This window comes from Pedobacter sp., assembly GCF_037719805.1.
Lineage (GTDB): Bacteria > Bacteroidota > Bacteroidia > Sphingobacteriales > Sphingobacteriaceae > Pedobacter.
This window is the reverse complement of the sequence record NZ_JBBJLZ010000001.1, coordinates 1-18,719: the sequence shown is the minus strand read 5'-3', so window position 1 is coordinate 18,719 and position 18,719 is coordinate 1. Positions and strand designations below refer to the sequence as shown.

Here is an 18,719-nt window from a genome sequence, read left to right as displayed (position 1 = left end):
GTTATGGCAAAGTTTGTAGTCATGTTACGCGTTAAGGATGGAATGTTTTTCGCAAAAGAATGGTTAGAATGCTTTGAAAAATTAGCAGACGAAATCGTTGTGCTGGATAATGGCTCTACCGATGGAACATATGAGATTCTTAAGGCTCATCCTAAAGTAGTGGACATCATGCGTACCGAAGGGTACAATGAAGGTCGCGACAAGAATATGTTGTACAACCGCACGCGTTTGCGCAATCCAGACTGGTGTTTGTGGGTAGATATTGATGAAATCTTTGAGCCGGAAATACAGCGGAAAGATTTCGATAGGTTGATGAGTTCGAAGATCTATAACAAGTTTGCCTTCAGACGCTTTCACTTCATGGATAGGGAACATTTCGCCGGGTCTTATTACCGTTTAAATTATACCTCCGGTCATGACCGCCTCATGTGGCGCGAAAATCCCTCAGGTTACTTCCAAAACCTGATCATTGATTCGCCGAATGTTAAAGGAATCAAAGGACTGAAGAAGAATACAGACTTTAGGTTAAAGCATCTGGGATATATCAACACCGATCTTGTAAACAAAAAAGCAGACTTGTACCGATCCATCATACCAGATAAAGAAGAAATCTTTCAAAGCATGTACCTGCAGGGGGAACGCCCGATTAAGTTCCAAAACAGCCGGAATCACATTAAAACCGTAATGATGCACCAATTGCTGAATGCACTGCAAATGACGCATCTGGTTCCAAAAGTGATTCGTAGAGTTAAACAATTGTTCTAATGAATTATACGATCAGGCTCGGTAGTTACGAATTTGAGGTCAAAGAATTGCTCTTGCTGTTCTTTACCTTTTTCCTGATGGAGAACATTTTCTCCTGGCTTGTACTGCCTGTTTCCAACATTATATTGATGTACGAAAAGCTGCTCAGCATCGCACTTTTCGCGGTTATTATTTACAACTTTCAAAAGCTCAAGCGCAGCGAGCAAATTTATCTCGGCTTGATGGGCGTATTTATGGTTCGAATGGTCTTTGAATCCATGATCAATTACGGCTCCATATTTCAGCAGCTCACCTTGTTTACAATCCTCTTCCCTGTCGCCTATATCGTCTTTGTAAAGTGGATTTGTCGCACGTATGATTTTGATATACTGGAACTCATCGCCTATTTCTATATTAGCCTTTACATCGTATTTATGCTCATTTACGGCCGGGGATTTTCCTTTAGTCTGGAGCTTGTTCAAATGGATGATTATGGGCCATTTTCTGGTGATAGCCGTATCATCCACGCCCGTTCCATCTTTATGATGATCGTACCTCTATTGTGGTTTTTAAATGAATTCATTAGTAAAGGTAAGCGAAGCGCATTGATACCTTTTATATTTTGTCTTACTGTGATTATCATGCACCAGCACAGATCGGTTTGGGCAAGCGCATTATTCGCTTTAGGCGTATATTTTCTCGTGAGCTTCAGAAACAACTTAATCCCGGGCTCCCGGGCGTTGAGAACATTTTTAGTCGCCATCATCGCCACTGCTTTATTGCTCTTTATTGTTTCACAGGTTTTCCCAGGTGCTTTAGAGTTCTTCGGAGACCGTTTTAGTGAGATTCTGGATCCTGCCAAAGAAGACGGTACTGGAAAATTCAGGGCCGACCAACGTCGGGTATATTTCCCAATGGCAATGGAGAGACCATTCTTTGGCTGGACCTTCGATGGTTTTGAGATGAAAAATCCTTTGGTAGACTGGTGGCCGGAAAAATCTGGTCAGCATTTTCACGAAGGCTTTATGGAGATGTTGTTTTATCATGGCTTCTTCGGCCTGATCCTAAAATACTTTTATGTACTCTATCTAGGCTATAAAGCATTTTCAAGAAACCTCAATCCTAAAGCCATTATCCTAATTGCATTTTCTCTGTCTGGACTTCTATTTTCTTTAAGTTACGTTCTGCCGCTGATTTATTGGGGTATGGTAGGTATCAGCCTTTATTACTTAGAACGGGAAGAAGACATCATAGAGGAGATTGAAGATGCAGATTATGAAGAAATTGAAGAAGAAGAAAGCAGAGAATTAACTGTAAGAATATGACAAACTATATATGTACCTGGATTTGTGTTGATGCTGTTGGCGAGGAAAGTATTTATCCGCAAACAGGTGAGAAATCTTCCGGAAAAAAACACCAGGAGATCTATTGGAGATGCATTATCTTATTTTTCGCGACCAGCAAACGATTTAATAAAACGCAAAAGCACATCTTATTTAGTAATACCCGGCAAATTCCAACATGGGAAGGCCTGGACGTTGCTGCCGCTTTGAAAGAGCTGGATGTTGAGGTTGTATATACGGACTTCAACTATAAGACTCCAAAGGGATATTTTAATTTGTTCCAGAATCAGTTTTATGAATTTTCTATCCTGGAATACATTACTAAGAACAATTTCAACCGCGACGACCAGTACTTGATCCTGGACTCGGATTGCATTTTCAGCCGTTCAGTGGACGAGTTGTTTCAATTGGCTAAGCCCAACGGCTTCATTTCCTTTGAAGACGATTGTAAAACTGATTTGGTGATCCATGGGCTGAGTCGCCTGGATATGAAGGAGCTTTATCAGGACCTATCTGGTAAGATTGTTCCGGAAATCCCGGGATACCATCTGGGAGAATTCTTCCTGGCCAGTGTAAAGAACATTAATATCATTTACAGGGATTTTAAATTGCTATGGCCGGAATTGATGCGTAGGCACAACGCCGGTCTGCCAAAATTCAATGAAGAAGCGCAAACCCTAAGTTATATCTACTACCAGAATAATTTCAAGGCAAGCAGTCGTAAAGACTTGCTCAAAAGATTCTGGACCAATCCAGTGTTTTACCGCAATGTGGAGCCGACGGATGCCAATGTTGCCATATGGCACCTGCCTTCGGAGAAAACCTGGGGCCTGGCCGACCTCTACCAAAGCCTGATTGTGAAACAGAAGCAGCTGGGACTTGGTATACCTGACTTTGAGTACCAGGATATGATAGGTACTACGCTGGGGATCCCGCACATTAGCAAATTACGACTGGCCGAGTACTACATCGGGAGTTACTACAGGGCGGCGAGCAAGAGAGTTAAAAAGATGTTTAAATAATCAGGAGAATGGAAATCGCAGTATTGTTAGCTACTTTCAATAGAAAAGAGAAAACCCTGACTTGTTTGGAGCGCTTGTCTGCACAAGTACTTCCGGAAGGCCTACGACTAGAGGTGTTCCTGACCGATGATAATTCGAGCGATGGGACTCGCGAGGCAGTGATGGCTCAGTATCCAGATGTTAAGCTTTTCAAAGGAAGTGGCAGTTTATTTTGGGCAGGAGGGATGCGGAATTCCTGGAGTATGGCGCTGGAAAGCGATCCTGACTACTATCTGCTTTTAAATGACGACACGGTGTTGCGGGATGACTGCATAGTTAGCCTTTTGAAATACTATCAAACTCATCCTGAGGGAGCTGCAGATATTACGATAGGAAGCACAATCGATCTCGAAACAAAGAAAGTTTCCTATGGGGGCCATAAGCTGTACAACAGAAACAGCGTGACTCATTTCAGCGTATCCAGCGAAACAGAGTACCTGGAATGCGATCTTGCTAATGCAAACATTATGATGGTGCCCAGGGAAACGGTGAAACGGATTGGGATCTTATCGTCAGACTTTACGCATAGCATCGCTGATTTTGACTATACCCTCCGGGCAGGAAGCGCAGGAATGAAAGTGATTGTAGTGCCTGGGATACTTGGAGATTGTACAGACGATAACCTCGTTGCAGCAAGACAGAAACCACCGGGCTTAAAGCAACGGATCAAGCACTTGAAAAGTCCAAAGGGCTTGGCATATAAAGAATACATGGGTTTTATCAAGACCCATTTCCCCAAACATGTACCAGTTGTCTTCACAAAGATTTGGCTAAAAACACTATTTCCAGTACTGTGGCGTAGACTTAAAAGTTAAGATCGTCTTAGACAGTCTTACTAATTCAATTGCTCGATGGGTATTTGGGTAGAGGGCTCATATGTTGTAATGGGCTTGGTAAACATTGGTTGTTTAGGTTTACAACTACTGTATATGTCCATAAGTCTCACTGAGTTTAGGTTAGACGTATAATTATTTTCATAACTCGCTCGTGCATTCTGACGAAATCTCTTTTTAATTTTTGGTGGCGTAGCTGTAAAATCCTGAACTTTATTTCTCAAGTCGACCGCATTTCCGGGTTCAAAAAGCAGTCCGTTTACTTGGTTGGAAACAATTACCTTCATATTTCCTAAGTATGATGTGATTACGGGTACTGCTTTGGCAAAAGCTTCAACAATAGTCATTCCGAACGTCTCGTACCATATAGAAGGAAAAATTAATGCCTCTGCCTCATTAAGAAGATTCCCAATTTCTTCCCGTGTCTGTTGTCCTAAATACTCAATATTAGAGTTGTTTTGGGCATAGTCCTCTACCAGGTGCTGTAATGGGCCAATACCTGCTATTTTTAGCCACAAATTACTATTCTCGAATGCTTTAAGCAGTGTAAGGATTCCTTTTTCCTCGGTTAATCGCCCAATAAATAAAAAGTATGTATGGTCTTTAGGATTTGTTGAAAAGCCACCGTCCATCAAGTAATTAGGTTTGATCATACATTTTTCCTCCTTTATTCCAAAAGCGGATACAAGAAACAATTGTCTGCTGTGCGCATTGAGGAAAATGAATTTATCTACCAGATCATAGGTTTTAATTTTAGTATGAATATAGGTCGATAACGCCAGCCAGAAAGTAATAACTTTTGAGTTTTGATAAACTCCTTTCTTAACAGCAGACCATGGAAACCCTTTATCTAAAGAGTCAAGAAACAAGTGTCCGTCATGAAACAAACTGGCCGAAGGACAAAGCAAACGATAATTGTGGATGGTCATTACCATCGGTATTTTTGCATTGCGAACAGCATAAATTACGGATGCAGACGCTGCAAAATGAAGGTTGTGAATATGAACAACATCCGGAACAAATTCTTTTAGCTTAGCTTTGGTTTTAAAATATGAAAACGGATTAAAAAGCATTAAGAGGAGCTTTAGAATACTGTTATTTTTATTGTCAAAAGCTAACAATTCAACGGTATGCCCCAAACTTTTTAGAAGCTCCATCTCATTATGTAACACAGTATCCTCGCCACCAGGGAGCTGATAATAGGTATGTATAAATAAAACTTTCATGAGGCGACTTTTTTAACGCTGTTAGTGAGTTTTATGAGTTCATTTCGTAGCTTCCGAATGACCAATGTCTTGTAGCTGTAAGGCTGCTTAATTTGAGCCTGAAGCGCCGGGACGACATAATCAGATTTGCAAAAGTTGAATACTCTTTTTATTCCCTTATCTACTGGTGTGATCAAATAGTTGATTCCAGATGTATTGGTTGATTCCTCGTCAAAACCGATATTGCTTACTTTAGAAAGAGTAGGATATATGACTTTTAGACGGTTTTCAGATACATGAGTCTGCATCTGAATGTCCCAGGTAGAAATTTTGCCCTTGATCTGCTTTACTAGCATACGCCCAAGATCATGTCCCTCAGCATTAAGACGCTTAGTAAATCCAGGTGATGTTTCCATCAATTGTCGGAGTTCCTCTTCATCCCATATAACATCTCCAAAGCGATCAGCCCAGCCCGCCCAGCCATAAGAACAAAAACGCTTATAGACGATGGTGTCATAAGGATAGTTTTCCGTCTTTAATGGGAATACATAAGCGGTAACACAGAATACTGTTTTGTCTGATTTGTAAAATTCTAGCGCATCAGTCAAGTATTTAATATAATTTGGACTTACGATTAAGTCATCTTCTACAATAATGAAGCGCTCATAATTTTCACTTAGAAAGGTTAATCCCGTTCTGAAGTTGGGTCCTGTACTTAGATTTTTCTCTCTGTAGTGTTTAATTACAGACTTAAATCCTGTTAAATTATCTATGTAATTGCGAACCTCCTGAATGTTTTCTTTATCCGCTTCATGTTTATGACCATCACTAAAGAATATGATGTCTAAAGTAGAGCACTCTGGATTTTTCTTTAATGCCTCAATACAACGTTTCAGCTTACTTACCCTATTATAGCAGAAGACTCCTATAATGACTGACTTTTCCATATTTTTCTTTTAACTGAATTTTTGTTTTATTTGATGACTATTTGTCAATACTAACCAGATAATTTATTTTCTGGTAATTAAGACTGACGGTTGTTACAATTTTGATTTCTTAATCCATTGATTTCAAGGAGTTTGTGTTCTCCTTGTGTAAAGCTGAGAACGATCGAGAAAGCGGTTATAAGAACCTCCATGGAACTTTATCTTTAATATAAAATAGATGTAAATGGGGCCATAGTATAAGTAGCGTTTCCACATTTTCCTTGGATTTGTTACTAGCCGACCAAGCCACTCCAACTTTAAGTTTATAAGAATTTTATTCGGACGCTTAATCGTTTCTGAATAGAAATCAAACACGGCACCGATAGCGCAGATGATTTTTACGTTCAGTCTTGATTTAAGTTGGTACGACAGTTTTTCTTGTTTTGGAGCCGTTAAGCCAATAAATAAGGCGTCTGGCGCGAAAGAGTTTATGGCTTCGATCATCTCATTATTATCCTCCTCGCTGAATACCACCTTGAATGGAGGAGAAAAGTAGCCCACCTCTATCTGCGGATATTCTATACTAATCTTCGCTTGAATTTTTTGTAAAGTTTTTGTAGAGGACCCTAGATAGAAGCATCTTCCGCTGCGATCATTTAGCCGCTTCAGAAGGTGCAAATGAACGTCTGTGCCCGAGATTTTTTGAAGTTTTTTACCGGTCAAAAAGCGTTCAGCAAACACTACACCTTCGCCGTCGGGTAAGAGCACATCAGAGTCCCTTAGTGACTCTTGAAATTCCAAATCTTTTTTTGCAATACAATAAGAATACTGATTAATGGTATTAATTGTTGTCTTTGAATCAAGAGAAATGTCCTCTAGTTCTCCTTCATACAAATTATAGTTAAGACCATTGCTTCCAGCACTGTGTACCCTTTTCATAAAAAACGTTATTTCGCTACATCACCATCGATGCCTTTGTACAAAAAACGTGACTATTGCCTTTAAAGATTTTGAATAATGGCGGTTGTTACCTTTTTGTGCACATAAATAGCAGATAATGAGGGCCATAACCGCGAAATGAGCAATTGTGTGCAGTAAAAATTTCTCAGATGTCCCCAATACTTAACGTTACTTAACTTATAAATAAAATTATTTCGATTTGTCTCGTCCTAAAATATCTAATGGTTGAATAATTGCGCTCAGATATAGAACGCTGGGAAAGTCACGGCGCTTAGGCTGGTAAATTGTATATATCTATTTGGCTGAGGCAAACAAAAGCCGATTCAATGAACGATAATATTGCTAACATTCTTGCGCTGACTACAAATCTCTCAGACGAGGTTTACTTTATCTATAATGTGGATGAAAGAAAGCTGGAGCACTTGAATCCGGCTTTTGAAAGCATTACTGATCTGCATACTGAGCAGGTCTTACAGAATCCACGTTTGCTTTTTAAAATCATTCATAAAGAAGACCATAGCTACCTGCGAAATAAGATACAATATATTGTCGAAGATAAGGAGCCATCTACAGTCAGCTTTAGAGTCATTCGTAAAGATGGTCAACAGCGTTGGATTATCTTAAATATCTATCCGATCTTATCAGATGACACAGTGCATTACCTTTCAGGTAACGGAGAAGATGATACCGACAGAAGAGCAAGCCTGATGACAATAGAAAAAGTTCGTGCCTGGAAAAGTGCCAGTCTTGAAATCTTGTCTCATGACCTGAGGGAACCAGTAGGCACGATTAAGATGCTAGCTTCCATAATAGCAAGAAGGCTGCCTGATAATCCGCAGATCATTAAGCTTACTTCAATGATTGAAGAGATTGCTCAGAAGAACATCTACCTCATTCAAACATTATTGAATGGGGACTCAGTAGTTTCCGAAGAAGCCGAAATTAAAAAGGAAAGATTAGATATCGTATGGGAATTGCGTCAAGCCATAGCCATGTATATCGAGGCACAGGATAACCTTCAAAAACACATTACTTTCAGCCATTCTCAGGAAAAGATCTATGCGGATATAGACAATATGAAATATCTGCAAATTGTGAGCAACCTGGTTTCAAACGCGGTGAAATTTACTGACGATCAGGGTCACATTTGCATTCATCTGGAACTGCTGGAAAACACGTTTTTGTTAACGGTGAAGGATGACGGCATTGGCATTCCCAAAAAGCTTCATCCATTTATATTCGATAAATACACAGAAGCCGGAAGAACCGGGGTCGACGGACAAAAGTCGGTTGGACTTGGCATGTGGATCGTCAAGCGACTGGTTGAAGAACATAACGGAAAAGTATGGTTTAAAAGTAAAGAACGATGTGGCAGTACTTTTTACGTCGAGATACCTACCGGTCATAAGAGCTAATACAACAACTACATACTATGAAAATAATTGCAATAATTGTAACCTACAATCGACTCACGCTCTTAAAAAAGAGCCTTCAGGCGGTTAAAAGCCAGACGCGTGGCCCGGATCAGATTATAGTCATTAATAACGGTTCTACAGACGGAACTGAACAATGGCTTGCTGAACAAGAACTCACCGCTTATCATCAGCGAAATGAGGGCGGTGCCGGAGGATTCTCCCGCGGGATCGCAGAGGCCTATAATCATGGTGCAGACTGGATCTGGGTGATGGATGATGATACCATACCTAAGAATGACACGTTGGAACGACTGCTTGCGCCTCTTCTTGATCCAAAAATTGATCATTCGGCCATAGGCTTTCTATCGAGTAAAGTTCTTTGGGTCGATGACAGCATTCATGAAATGAACCGCACGTATGTGTTGAAAGATGCAAATAAGCTTGCAGGCCTGTCTGTAAAAACCAATGATGAACTTCCGGTTATTCAGTTTGGCACTTTCGTATCCATGTTGCTGTCTGCAAAAGCAGTTGAAAGGGTAGGCTTGCCAATTAAGGAGTTCTTTATTTGGAATGATGATGTGGAATATTCAAAACGCATTATAAAAAGCGGCATGGCTGGAATGGTAGTCGAAGACAGCATCGCTGTTCATGAGACCCCAATTAACCATTTGAGCAGTGTTTTTAAGGATACGCATGAGCACCTTTGGAAATATAATCATGGTTTACGGAATGAAATGTTTACAAAACGTACCCATGATGGTGAACTCCAATTTTGGGTGACCTGGGTACACAGAATGATTATTATGCCTTTCCGCATTGTGATCAACAGAAAGACACACCGCTGGCCATTTATAAAAACGATTTGGAGCACAAGCATAAAGGCGTTGACCTTCAGGCCTGCCATTGACAGAATTAAAATGAGAGCATAAAAAATGACGAAACAGCGCCCATGCAGAATGCGAGTGTAGAAATAGCAAAAACCTGGGTAGCTGCCAACATCGAGTATATAAGCGATTAAATGTGTGATATCCTGGGTCATGATAAATCATACTTTAGAGTCGACAATCTTCCGGATATGATACATCCGGAAGATTTTGCTTACTTCATTGGCTTTGAAAGAAAAGTAACAGATTTTTCAACAGACTTCCGCCTGATCAGGTGATGTCCTACAAAGTAAGTTACGATGATGTAAGCTATGCAATCCTAAGCATTAGACCTAACTTCGTCCAAGCTCGGTCCTAATGTCTCTTTTAATCTTATTGAAAAGCTGGTGATCGATGTGCGGCTACAAGTCGTCCCAACCCTTCGCTTTTTCGATTTTGAATATTCAGAAAGCGAGCTAAGTCCGATGGGCAGATACTTCTACTTTCAAAACTATGCGCAATCTGCCATTGAAGAGGATTATGATCCTGATAATATAAAAAATAGAATTGCCTTTGGTCTGGCAACAGGCTTTGGAATTACTGTGAGACGAAAAGCAATAGGACTGTCCTTGGATTACCTTTCAGGAAAAGTGAACAGCAACTATGATGCGTATGATCCAAGAGCTGGTAGTACCTTTGGGAAAGAAAAGATTAAAGCCAATAACATGCAATTCAAAATTGGTTTCACGCTTTAATAAACGGGCTGAGCTTTGCAAATTTACATCGACAGAATAAAGTCGATACTATATGCCAACGATAATGGCACAATCAATGATATACAAGCCTAAATAATTAATTATTAAGGCAGTCACAACCATAGCGTAAAGTGATGCGTATATACGGCGAATGGAAAATATCCATATGGGACAATTACTTGAAAGAGTAATTCGAAGAAAAGGCATTAATATTAGCGAACTTGCAGGTGCATTGGGCGTAACACGTCGTACGCTTTACAATTGGTTTAAGCAGGAAGTTATAGATGAAAGTATAATGGAAAGAGTTTCCAGCGTAATCGTTTATGACTTGACCTCTAACACCCCAAAACCAACAATAGCCAAGGAAATCATTTTCGAGCCAAATATTGAGGTGCCGGTAGAGAAAGACGAAGCCTATTGGCAAAGCCGATACATTGATTTACTGGAACGGTATGCCGGACTACTAGCCGCTAATTTAAAACAGTAAATTTCCGCTTAGCTTGTCAACTACCTGTTTTCTGAAGTAAAACACGTGTTCTTTTAACTGGGTAACAAAGTCCTCAAAACTGGTCTCCATACGGCACTGTTCTTGTTTGAGACATTGCCTATCTAAATCTAAATATGAAAATTTCAAAACTAAACGGTAATCTTTATAGGTTGCTAACAATCCTATTAATTACAGTAGTGTTTTCCTCTTGTGCGAAGACTCTGCGTTTCAACATTTCACCTGTTATTCCTTCAGCAACTGGATCGGTAAAATTGAGTACGGACGACAATAAAAATCGTGCGATGACGCTTAGCGTTAAGAATCTGGTAGATCCTCAACGATTAACACCTCCTAAGAAAATCTATGTGGTATGGATTCAAACCAAGGATGGTGTTAGAAACCTTGGAAGCTTAGTAAGTAGTGAAGGCTATTTTACAAGTACAAGAACAGCTACATTTACCTCGGTAATCACTGGTGAGCCAACCAGGTTCTTCGTAACTGCGGAAGACAATGCGCAAGTTGCAGGTCCAGGTTCAGTAACGGTACTCACAACTAACGAGTTTTAATTCAACACAGCACTAAGCTTAAAAGCCCTTTAACTGAGCAGTTAAGGGGCTTTTTAATGATGTTATATTTTGAGCTGATAGGAGTTAGCTTAATTGTTCAGGACGAGTTGAAATACCGACCCTTTACCCAAAGTACTTTCAGCGCTTATGGTACCCTGATGTTTTTCGACTATTCTTTTTACAATAGCTAAACCTACTCCGGACCCTTCTATATGTTGCACATTTTCCATGCGATTGAACAATTCAAATATTTTGGGTAAGCTATCTTCTTTTATTCCAAGGCCGTTATCACTAATGGTGTAACAGGTGGTTTGACCAATTATTTTACCTTCAATATGAACGAGAGCAGGATCAGATTGCTGAGAATACTTTACTGCATTACTGATGAGGTTTGAAAAAACCTGGAACATCATTGTCGGATCGCCGACCAACTCTGGCGTATCACCAACGGTAATTTGCAAGTTTTTATGCTCATAAACTGTTTCCAAATCTGATATTACGTCTGCAATGAGTTTGTCTGTTGCAATTGGGAGAAGCTTCATTGAAGTTCGTCCGATCCGTGAATAGTCTAAAACTGCATTGATCATAAGGTGCATTTGATCTGCGCGATCTGCAATCCTTTGTAACATTTGCTGACCACGTTCCAAAATAGTTTGGTCTCTAATCAGTAGTTGTGCATACACTTTAATGGAAGCCAGCGGATTTTTTAAGTCATGCGAAATGGTATAGCTAAAAGACTCTAGTTCCTCATAGGCTAGTTTCAATCTTTCATTCATTAACCGGACAGCGCCTGCTTTATGATTTAAATTGTAATTGATCTCCTCTTTTAGTTTGATGACTGCTTCAACCTCTTCCACGCTCCAGTCCTTCGCTATACCAGAAACAGTTTCCGACCAAACTTCAAATGAATTCCTTGGAGATAGATCAAAAAGACCATTAGCATTAACGATTACCGGCTTATTTGGATCTCCCGCCCAATTTACTGTTTGAATCTGTTCCTCCCGAAACCACATCAGATAGTCACCTAATTCTTTTGATAATACTGCGATCATTATCCCGCTCGCAGTGTCTTTATAAGGAAGTGCGTCTGCATAAATCGCTGAAAAATGATCTGATTTAAAGATCACTTCTTCTACGTTTCGTGTAGTCCAAAGAACAAGATCGAGCAGTTGTTTATCGTTCGGTGTTTTACCGAGTTTGTATATTTTTTTGTCGTGCACTAATACTGCACCGGTAGATTCGATAATATCCAGAAGTGTTGTTGGTCCGGATGTTAATGCTGTTTCGATATTTTCGTTTTCTAACAGCTGCTTAATGGTCCTTTCCAGATTAATCTTAAAAGTGTCTTTCATCTGCATGGTTTCCTCGTTCTGGCGGAACTCCAATGCGGAGGATAGGATCTGACCGATTAATTTAGCGTATTCACGGGATTTGTAATCGATAAACCGTGGTGTATAATTGTGACAAGCGATCAGGCCCCAGAGCTCATCTTTGTATTTCAAGGAAATGCTAAAACTCGATGCCACGCCCATATTTTTTAAATATTGAATGTGAATCGGCGATACAGCCCGTAATTGAGCAAAACTAAGGTCCAGATTGGCTTGTCCGACTTCAGGCTGGATTATTTTAACTGGCACAGATTCCACATCAGTAATCAGCCTAGTTAGATTTGCTTTATATAACTCCCGGGCCTGTTTTGGAATGTCGGAAGCAGGATAATGCAAGCCCAGCCATGACTCGAGATTCTCGTTCCGCGCTTCGGCAACGACTACACCATGGCCATCATTAGCGAATCTATAGATCATTACCCGATCGAAACCTATGATTTGTCTAACCTGTGAAGCAGAGTTATCAAGCAACTCTTCTATCCCTGCATAGGTAAGAATTTCTGCAATCGATCGGCCCATCATGCTTTGGACATCCAGATCAAAGTTCGATAACGCAGGCTCAAATTCAAGTAAGTAATAGTCGTTACTTATGGAGATGATCAGGTAATACGCTACACCGGCAATAGTAATCGGTACCGGGTTGATCCGTTCAAAATCTTTCTTGGTTTTCTTAGGCGTGATTAACTGCGAAATGAAGTCTGGCTGGTAGATCGAACTCAACAGCTGTTCTATATGATTCAGACTTTTACCTTTAAGATCTGTTGACAGGCCTGGGATAAATTCTGAAATGTTTTCACTATAAGACTGAATGACAGCAAATTCATCAACAACCAGCATAAAACCATGCGATTGTATGTGACCAGGAGTGCGAATTGGCTCGATATCACAGTTTGTAAGATTGACTTCTGAAGGATTCATGTCAGGGATTAGAATACGTAAAGGTGCCTTAATTTTTTGGTGTTTTAACATATAAAGATTTTGGATCGTTACTTGTTCAATCGGTTTTTTAGGTAAAGTGGTGTGAAATGGCTTAAGGCGACATATGCTTAGTTTTTTGTTAGGTTTCGTGTTTGTAATATTTTTGTACACCGCCTAAATACGTTATCGTTCGACTTTATGATTTTTTACTATCTTTCAACCATGTTTTATGATCTCATTTATTTCAGCCACTCTACCGGTACAATACACATAAAGGAAATGAACCTGATTCTGGCTAAATCACGATTTAGAAATGCGGATCAAGGGGTAACAGGTTTCTTGGTCTATGTTGAGGGGATCTTTGATGATCATACAGAGGGCCGCTTCCTGCAAGTTCTGGAAGGATCAAAAAAAGATGTGACTGAAATTTATGACAGTATTAAAAAAGACCCGAGACATCATCAAGTGACCACAATCAAAGAGGGGCCACTTGAAATTAGGAACTTCAATTGCTGGAGGATGGGTTACGAGTCTTTTAATGTACAAGAGTTTCCAGATCTACAATTCTTTTTCCAACTGGATATCCAACCTTTGATTTATCACGATGATCATCATCCAATGCTTGATTTTATAAAGTCTTTTGCTGTAACAGGTAAAAACATTAGATAATTTATTTGAGTCAGATACGACCACACCATGGCCAGCACGAAGTAATTAGGTACATTTGTTAGATGAAACGCATCTTAATTATCCTGTCTATTTCATTAAATATTGTTCTACTATCGGTATTTGCTTATAAAATCTACAACAACTGGTTTGAAGGTGGCGTTTTGAAATTACCTTTCAGGACAACTGTGTTTAGTGGTGCACCAAAGCAAGAGGGACTTATCTACTTTTTAGGTGATAGCCATACCGAAGCATTTGAATTAAATGAATACTTAAACAATTGTGCGGTCAGGAATAGAGGGGTTTGGGGTGATAATTCAGCTGGCGTACTTAGTAGAATCGATTCAGTCACCATCCTTAAACCTTCCAAAGTATTTCTAATGATTGGTGTAAATGATATTTTATCGGGCCTGAGTGTCGATGAAACATTTGCTAATATGATCAAGATCATCCAGAGAATTAGAAGGACCTCTCCCTCAACTGCTATTTATTTACAAAGTGTATTTCCAACAAATAACAAGATCTTACATTCTGATTCTACCGGTGCAACTGCTGTTGTCCGCTTAAATAATATGTATAAGTCTTTAGATGATAATTCTAAAGTCACGTTCATTAACTTGTATCCTGCTTTCGCTGAAAACGGAGGTTTAAAAAAAGAACTTAATTTTGATGATTTACACTTGTCAGGTAAAGGGTATTTTTTATGGGCATCATTAATTAAAGAGTATTTGTAAATCATCCCTTTCCTGATTACAGCCGGTCAAGATCGGCCATTAAGTCAAAAAGCAGCTGTAAGTTCGTGTCGTCGGATTTCATCCTTCCCTCAACATAACCGAAATACTGGTCGTTGAAAATTAGTTCTTGTTCGTCGGTAATAGAAGAAACCTGGGTGATCAGCAGCTCGGTACAGCGCCATATATTTAGATAAAGAATATATTTGACTTCGCAATCCTCTTCTACCCGCTGCACACATTCCATAAGTTTCTGTAATGGCATTACATTTTTATCTTCTACATAGCTTAATAACTCCACTTCCAGGTCAACACATCCAATTCTAGTTCGTCTGTCTTAAACATATACCCCGGCGCCTTGAGGCCTTTCGTAACCCATGGTTCTGTTTCGGCAGCTAGGGTGAAGGACACTGGCATTAATTTTTTCTTTCTGAGTATTCATAAGTGGCATAAGATGATTTAATGATGGTGTGCTGTGCTTTTTGGTTAATTTCGTTATTGTAACATTCGTGTACAGCGTGCTGAACTTGTTATCGTGTAACCTTATGATATCTTCCTATCTTTTAGCCATGCTATATGTCTTATTTACTTCAACCATTTTACCGGTACATACAATCAAAGAAATGAACCTCATTCTGGCTAAATCACGATTATAAATGCAAATCACGGGGTAACAGGGTTTTTGGCTTACGTTGAGGGCATCTTTCATGAACAAATGGGGGGCCGTTTCCTTCGAGTCAGGGAAGGATCAAAATAAGATGTAACTGAAATTACAGCAGTATTAAAAAATGATCCGAGACGTAATCAAGTGACCACGATCAAAGAGGGGCCACTTGAAATTAGGAACTTCAATTGCCGGAGGATGGGGTACGAGTCTTTCAATGTACAAGAGTTTCCAGATCTGCAATTCTTTTTTCAACTGGAAATTAAAAGGCTGGTTTATTAGGATGACCATCATCCATTGCTTGATTTTATAAAATCTTTCGCAGTAACAGGTAAAATTATAAGGTAAAGCCCGGATCCTTAAGACCCGGGTATGTTTTTAATATTTTTCCAGGTCAACCATCAGATCGAAAAGCAGTTGCACATTACTGTTGTCCGACTTCTTATCTCCGTCAACGAAATCGTACATTTCAGAGAAAAAATTTTCTTCCTGTTGTTCACTTATTTCGATCGACTGAGTGAGAAGTATTTCTGCACACTTCCAAATGTTAAAGTATAGACAAAAATGAAAATCGCAATTCTCGTTAACCCGCTCCTCATAACTTGTTAGTCTGTCATCATCTTCCACATAAACTTCGAGCGCCATGTTGTAGATCTCATCGTCAGTTATGGATTCTGAAAAATCAATCCCATTTATATTTTCAAAGCTTTGTTTGCAGTGAAGTACTCTCTCCATATTTCTAATTAAACGGATGACATTTTTATCCTCCACATAGGCGAGATATTCCATTTGTAAATCAAAACATATAATGCCTGTTTCTTCGGTGTCAAAAAGATAGTCAGGCGCCTTAAGGCCTTTTGTTACCCAGGGCTCAGTTTCGGCGGACAATGCGAAAGCTGATTGCATTAATTGAAAGGAAGCAAAACTTAAGACGTGTAATACAGCAATATTAAATTTTTCTCTTTGAGTTTTCATGTTCGTTTATTTAAAATTCTTTATCAATTAATTTAATCATTGCCATTAGGGAAGCCTTAACAGCTATGGCGGTAGTTTGGGTTACATTTTTATATTTTGTTTTGAAGCTTTCGGCAGAGATACCAGAGTTTACGGTGCCTGGAGTTTGAAAATTTCCAGAAATGTATCTGAACAGCTGTTCACGTATTCCATCTTCAATCACTCCGGTGTTGACCATCAATTTTATTAGGTAGGCGAGCGATTCCACACTTAGATTAAACGCTACCTTATAATGGTCTGGTGCAGACCCGCTCTTTGCCTGATTTTTATAATTTACATATGGAGGCCTCGCCTTGAGGATCATACTTTGGACAAAAGATATTTCTGAGGTAAGAAAACTGTGCATGACATCGTAGATAGTAGCCTTATTCTTATCAAACAAAGGAAGCTTCTTTGTGACCGACCGGTTTCGTAGCCAGCCAAGATGTTGATTTAAGAATAATAGTTTTTCATCAATATCTTCTACTTCGTATAGTCTCTTAAGCATATTTGCTTTAAGGTAGTTTGTAAAGGATTCTGAATTGTGATTAATGTTTATCAGCCATTCCCTTAGCCAATCGTCCGTCCTGTCTCTGCATTGTTCCAGTGTAGTAGCGATTCCTGACATGTAGATTTTCAAATACTCTGAAGAATCATTACTCCAGGTTTTTAGCCGGATCAAACTTCTCGGAAACTCCAGGATTGCCTTCTGAAGTTCCGGTGCGACTTTCAGTTTTATAAACTGGGCATTCAAGCTGGTTACTTCATTCTCTACTGTAAGCAAACGTTTCCTAACGCTGATAGCGGGCAGTCTCATGTCCTTATCTGAATAGGCTTTCCAATTCATTAACTCGTCCAACACCGTCATTATTGAGACGATCGCAACAGTCTTAAGCCTGAGCAGTTCCGGACCTAAGTTTTGGTACTTGTCGATTGCATCTAACAAGATGGTATTTTCCGATTGCATTTGTTTGAACTGTCGTTTCACAATCTCTTTACCAAAGATGCTATTGACAAAAAACGAAATGTGTTCTAACTGCTCTGCGGTAATATCTGGCATAATATTTACCCAGTTGTTGATTTCAGCAACAGTCATGGTGTGCTTTTCCTGGTTCATATCATGTAATACCAGTGTCCTTAAGGTAATCGTGCTGTGCGTTCTCATAGTGGTGGTAATAAGCCTAAGTAAATGGTATCCGATGCTTTTTTCCGATTGAAGGAGGTAGTGGCGATATATGCATGAAGTGGTTTCCCGATTAATTGGGGATCCAAAGCAAATTGATATGCACGATCCGTTCTATTGACATTTCCAATAAAACCATCTGTCACTTTTAATTCCTCATTATAAAACACGGCCATTACCTGGTCGTCGAAGTGCGTATATGGGCCGGAATTGTCGTCCCAACGGATGTCGATCAGGTGGGGCTCCACGTAACTTAGTGTTACATTGCTTAAGCCTCTTAAACTGCCTTTGCTAATCTGCATTTGAGAATAGTCAATTGCAAGTTCTGGCATTGTCCCGCTAAAGACGGTGTTATAGACGCTGGATAGTGCTGCAGCTAAAGCAGTTTTACCTATTGCCAGGGTGTCAAACCCGATGACTATGTAGGCGTGAAATGGAACTAGCCATTCATTTACATAGGCGAACTTTTGGTTGTTTGCCTTTTGAGCCGGGCTGCGCTTGGGATTTTTAACATATTTCTGAGCCTTTTTTAGATAGGGGATTCCCATCCAGCTGGAGCCAACTACGGAGCCTAGCTTTCCTGTTAGTGGGCCGAACAGCCCTTGTTTAATTTTTGCCATCGCAAATGTTGTTTAAATTTTTTATTCTGGTTGATATGGGGTTTATAATAGGGGGTTTTATGCACCTCCTTTTTAGGTGAATCGTATGTATCCGCTAGGGGCCACGCGGTAGTATACACATAGCTTGCACGAAGCCTACAGGTAGGTAGGACATAGCCCGATAAACCCGTAATAAACCAGTATGTATGCCTGGCGCTGGATATAAGTGAAAGAAGTAAGGGGTAAATGTTAACATATTTAGGTCAGCATGATTTTAATTGCTGAAACGAACCTACAGCCATGATTTCAAAATAAGGCAACTTTTTCATTCAACCTTTCCTCAGTGCGCAGTCAAGCTGCTCGATGCGCACTTAGACTGCCCACCGCGCACTTAAGCAGTTCACTGCGCACTCAGGCGG

General features: G+C 39.8%; 20 protein-coding genes. 12 read left to right on the top strand and 8 right to left on the bottom strand.

Going from position 1 to position 18,719, the window contains the following annotated elements; genetic code table 11:
* The first annotated feature begins 3 nt into the window (after positions 1 to 3).
* From WKF66_RS00100 to WKF66_RS00085, 4 genes are read left to right on the top strand one after another with little or no spacing between them, the layout of a single operon-like run.
* Positions 4 to 765, top strand: coding sequence for a glycosyltransferase (locus WKF66_RS00100; protein ID WP_489672363.1), 762 nt, complete (start codon positions 4 to 6; stop codon positions 763 to 765).
* Positions 765 to 2,069, top strand: a complete 1,305-nt coding sequence (locus tag WKF66_RS00095) for an O-antigen ligase family protein (protein WP_489672362.1) — start codon at positions 765 to 767, stop codon at positions 2,067 to 2,069. Before WKF66_RS00100 ends, WKF66_RS00095 begins: the two co-directional genes overlap by 1 nt.
* Positions 2,066 to 3,109 carry a hypothetical protein gene (locus WKF66_RS00090; RefSeq protein WP_489672361.1) on the top strand — a complete coding sequence of 348 codons (1,044 nt, stop codon included), beginning with the start codon at positions 2,066 to 2,068 and terminating at the stop codon, positions 3,107 to 3,109. Before WKF66_RS00095 ends, WKF66_RS00090 begins: the two co-directional genes overlap by 4 nt.
* Positions 3,110 to 3,117: 8 nt before the next feature.
* Positions 3,118 to 3,963 (top strand): glycosyltransferase family 2 protein, encoded by an 846-nt coding sequence (locus WKF66_RS00085; protein WP_489672360.1) that lies wholly within the window; start codon positions 3,118 to 3,120, stop codon positions 3,961 to 3,963.
* Positions 3,964 to 3,983: 20 nt separating this feature from the next.
* Here WKF66_RS00085 and WKF66_RS00080 read toward each other — a convergent pair whose 3' ends face one another.
* The 3 genes from WKF66_RS00080 to WKF66_RS00070 all read right to left on the bottom strand — a co-directional run bounded on the left by WKF66_RS00080 (position 3,984) and on the right by WKF66_RS00070 (position 7,051).
* Positions 3,984 to 5,207 carry a glycosyltransferase gene (locus WKF66_RS00080; RefSeq protein WP_489672359.1) on the bottom strand — a complete coding sequence of 408 codons (1,224 nt, stop codon included), beginning with the start codon at positions 5,205 to 5,207 and terminating at the stop codon, positions 3,984 to 3,986.
* On the bottom strand, positions 5,204 to 6,133 hold the full coding sequence (locus tag WKF66_RS00075; protein ID WP_489672358.1) for a glycosyltransferase: 930 nt from the start codon (positions 6,131 to 6,133) through the stop codon (positions 5,204 to 5,206). The genes WKF66_RS00080 and WKF66_RS00075 overlap by 4 nt, the downstream gene beginning before the upstream one ends.
* Positions 6,134 to 6,256: 123 nt before the next feature.
* Positions 6,257 to 7,051, bottom strand: coding sequence for a WecB/TagA/CpsF family glycosyltransferase (locus tag WKF66_RS00070; RefSeq protein WP_489672357.1), 795 nt, complete (start codon positions 7,049 to 7,051; stop codon positions 6,257 to 6,259).
* 347 nt (positions 7,052 to 7,398) lie between these two features.
* Between WKF66_RS00070 and WKF66_RS00065 the strand changes: the two genes are divergently transcribed.
* From WKF66_RS00065 to WKF66_RS00040, 6 genes are all read left to right on the top strand, one after another.
* Entirely contained in the window at positions 7,399 to 8,487 is a 1,089-nt protein-coding gene (locus WKF66_RS00065) for a PAS domain-containing sensor histidine kinase (RefSeq protein ID WP_489672356.1), read from the top strand.
* A gap of 17 nt (positions 8,488 to 8,504) precedes the next feature.
* Positions 8,505 to 9,416, top strand: coding sequence for a glycosyltransferase family 2 protein (locus tag WKF66_RS00060; RefSeq protein ID WP_489672355.1), 912 nt, complete (start codon positions 8,505 to 8,507; stop codon positions 9,414 to 9,416).
* An 89-nt stretch (positions 9,417 to 9,505) separates the two neighbouring features.
* On the top strand, positions 9,506 to 9,649 hold the full coding sequence (locus WKF66_RS00055) for a hypothetical protein (RefSeq protein WP_489672354.1): 144 nt from the start codon (positions 9,506 to 9,508) through the stop codon (positions 9,647 to 9,649).
* 117 nt (positions 9,650 to 9,766) lie between these two features.
* On the top strand, positions 9,767 to 10,105 hold the full coding sequence (locus tag WKF66_RS00050) for a hypothetical protein (RefSeq protein ID WP_489672353.1): 339 nt from the start codon (positions 9,767 to 9,769) through the stop codon (positions 10,103 to 10,105).
* 151 nt (positions 10,106 to 10,256) lie between these two features.
* Complete coding sequence (locus WKF66_RS00045; RefSeq protein WP_489672352.1) at positions 10,257 to 10,592, top strand: helix-turn-helix domain-containing protein; 336 nt, start codon at positions 10,257 to 10,259, stop codon at positions 10,590 to 10,592.
* Positions 10,593 to 10,726: 134 nt separating this feature from the next.
* Complete coding sequence (locus WKF66_RS00040; protein WP_489672351.1) at positions 10,727 to 11,158, top strand: hypothetical protein; 432 nt, start codon at positions 10,727 to 10,729, stop codon at positions 11,156 to 11,158.
* An 89-nt stretch (positions 11,159 to 11,247) separates the two neighbouring features.
* Here the strand turns inward: WKF66_RS00040 and WKF66_RS00035 are convergent, their stop codons facing one another.
* On the bottom strand, positions 11,248 to 13,515 hold the full coding sequence (locus WKF66_RS00035) for an ATP-binding protein (RefSeq protein WP_489672350.1): 2,268 nt from the start codon (positions 13,513 to 13,515) through the stop codon (positions 11,248 to 11,250).
* Positions 13,516 to 13,662: 147 nt separating this feature from the next.
* Between WKF66_RS00035 and WKF66_RS00030 the strand changes: the two genes are divergently transcribed.
* Together WKF66_RS00030 and WKF66_RS00025 are read left to right on the top strand one after the other, a co-directional pair.
* Positions 13,663 to 14,133, top strand: coding sequence for a BLUF domain-containing protein (locus WKF66_RS00030; protein ID WP_489672349.1), 471 nt, complete (start codon positions 13,663 to 13,665; stop codon positions 14,131 to 14,133).
* A 62-nt stretch (positions 14,134 to 14,195) separates the two neighbouring features.
* Entirely contained in the window at positions 14,196 to 14,864 is a 669-nt protein-coding gene (locus WKF66_RS00025; RefSeq protein ID WP_489672348.1) for a GDSL-type esterase/lipase family protein, read from the top strand.
* Positions 14,865 to 14,880: 16 nt separating this feature from the next.
* Here WKF66_RS00025 and WKF66_RS00020 read toward each other — a convergent pair whose 3' ends face one another.
* The 4 genes from WKF66_RS00020 to WKF66_RS00005 form a co-directional block, all read right to left on the bottom strand.
* A complete protein-coding gene (locus WKF66_RS00020; protein ID WP_489672347.1) occupies positions 14,881 to 15,126 on the bottom strand; it encodes a hypothetical protein in 246 nt (81 codons plus the stop codon).
* Positions 15,127 to 15,903: 777 nt separating this feature from the next.
* Positions 15,904 to 16,500 (bottom strand): hypothetical protein, encoded by a 597-nt coding sequence (locus WKF66_RS00015; protein WP_489672346.1) that lies wholly within the window; start codon positions 16,498 to 16,500, stop codon positions 15,904 to 15,906.
* Positions 16,501 to 16,510: 10 nt separating this feature from the next.
* Positions 16,511 to 17,683 (bottom strand): hypothetical protein, encoded by a 1,173-nt coding sequence (locus tag WKF66_RS00010; protein ID WP_489672345.1) that lies wholly within the window; start codon positions 17,681 to 17,683, stop codon positions 16,511 to 16,513.
* A complete protein-coding gene (locus tag WKF66_RS00005; protein ID WP_489672344.1) occupies positions 17,680 to 18,321 on the bottom strand; it encodes a DUF6266 family protein in 642 nt (213 codons plus the stop codon). Before WKF66_RS00005 ends, WKF66_RS00010 begins: the two co-directional genes overlap by 4 nt.
* Positions 18,322 to 18,719 lie beyond the last annotated feature (398 nt).

Bases quoted from the DNA above. Each gene is read 5' to 3' on its own strand.
- WKF66_RS00100 (WP_489672363.1), top strand. From the start codon at position 4: ATGGCAAAGTTTGTAGTCATGTTACGCGTTAAGGATGGAATGTTTTTC.
- WKF66_RS00095 (WP_489672362.1), top strand. From the start codon at position 765: ATGAATTATACGATCAGGCTCGGTAGTTACGAATTTGAGGTCAAAGAA.
- WKF66_RS00090 (WP_489672361.1), top strand. From the start codon at position 2,066: ATGACAAACTATATATGTACCTGGATTTGTGTTGATGCTGTTGGCGAG.
- WKF66_RS00085 (WP_489672360.1), top strand. From the start codon at position 3,118: ATGGAAATCGCAGTATTGTTAGCTACTTTCAATAGAAAAGAGAAAACC.
- WKF66_RS00080 (WP_489672359.1), bottom strand. From the start codon at position 5,207: ATGAAAGTTTTATTTATACATACCTATTATCAGCTCCCTGGTGGCGAG.
- WKF66_RS00075 (WP_489672358.1), bottom strand. From the start codon at position 6,133: ATGGAAAAGTCAGTCATTATAGGAGTCTTCTGCTATAATAGGGTAAGT.
- WKF66_RS00070 (WP_489672357.1), bottom strand. From the start codon at position 7,051: ATGAAAAGGGTACACAGTGCTGGAAGCAATGGTCTTAACTATAATTTG.
- WKF66_RS00065 (WP_489672356.1), top strand. From the start codon at position 7,399: ATGAACGATAATATTGCTAACATTCTTGCGCTGACTACAAATCTCTCA.
- WKF66_RS00060 (WP_489672355.1), top strand. From the start codon at position 8,505: ATGAAAATAATTGCAATAATTGTAACCTACAATCGACTCACGCTCTTA.
- WKF66_RS00055 (WP_489672354.1), top strand. From the start codon at position 9,506: ATGTGTGATATCCTGGGTCATGATAAATCATACTTTAGAGTCGACAAT.
- WKF66_RS00045 (WP_489672352.1), top strand. From the start codon at position 10,257: ATGGAAAATATCCATATGGGACAATTACTTGAAAGAGTAATTCGAAGA.
- WKF66_RS00040 (WP_489672351.1), top strand. From the start codon at position 10,727: ATGAAAATTTCAAAACTAAACGGTAATCTTTATAGGTTGCTAACAATC.
- WKF66_RS00035 (WP_489672350.1), bottom strand. From the start codon at position 13,515: ATGTTAAAACACCAAAAAATTAAGGCACCTTTACGTATTCTAATCCCT.
- WKF66_RS00030 (WP_489672349.1), top strand. From the start codon at position 13,663: ATGATTTTTTACTATCTTTCAACCATGTTTTATGATCTCATTTATTTC.
- WKF66_RS00025 (WP_489672348.1), top strand. From the start codon at position 14,196: ATGAAACGCATCTTAATTATCCTGTCTATTTCATTAAATATTGTTCTA.
- WKF66_RS00020 (WP_489672347.1), bottom strand. From the start codon at position 15,126: ATGCCATTACAGAAACTTATGGAATGTGTGCAGCGGGTAGAAGAGGAT.
- WKF66_RS00015 (WP_489672346.1), bottom strand. From the start codon at position 16,500: ATGAAAACTCAAAGAGAAAAATTTAATATTGCTGTATTACACGTCTTA.
- WKF66_RS00010 (WP_489672345.1), bottom strand. From the start codon at position 17,683: ATGAGAACGCACAGCACGATTACCTTAAGGACACTGGTATTACATGAT.
- WKF66_RS00005 (WP_489672344.1), bottom strand. From the start codon at position 18,321: ATGGCAAAAATTAAACAAGGGCTGTTCGGCCCACTAACAGGAAAGCTA.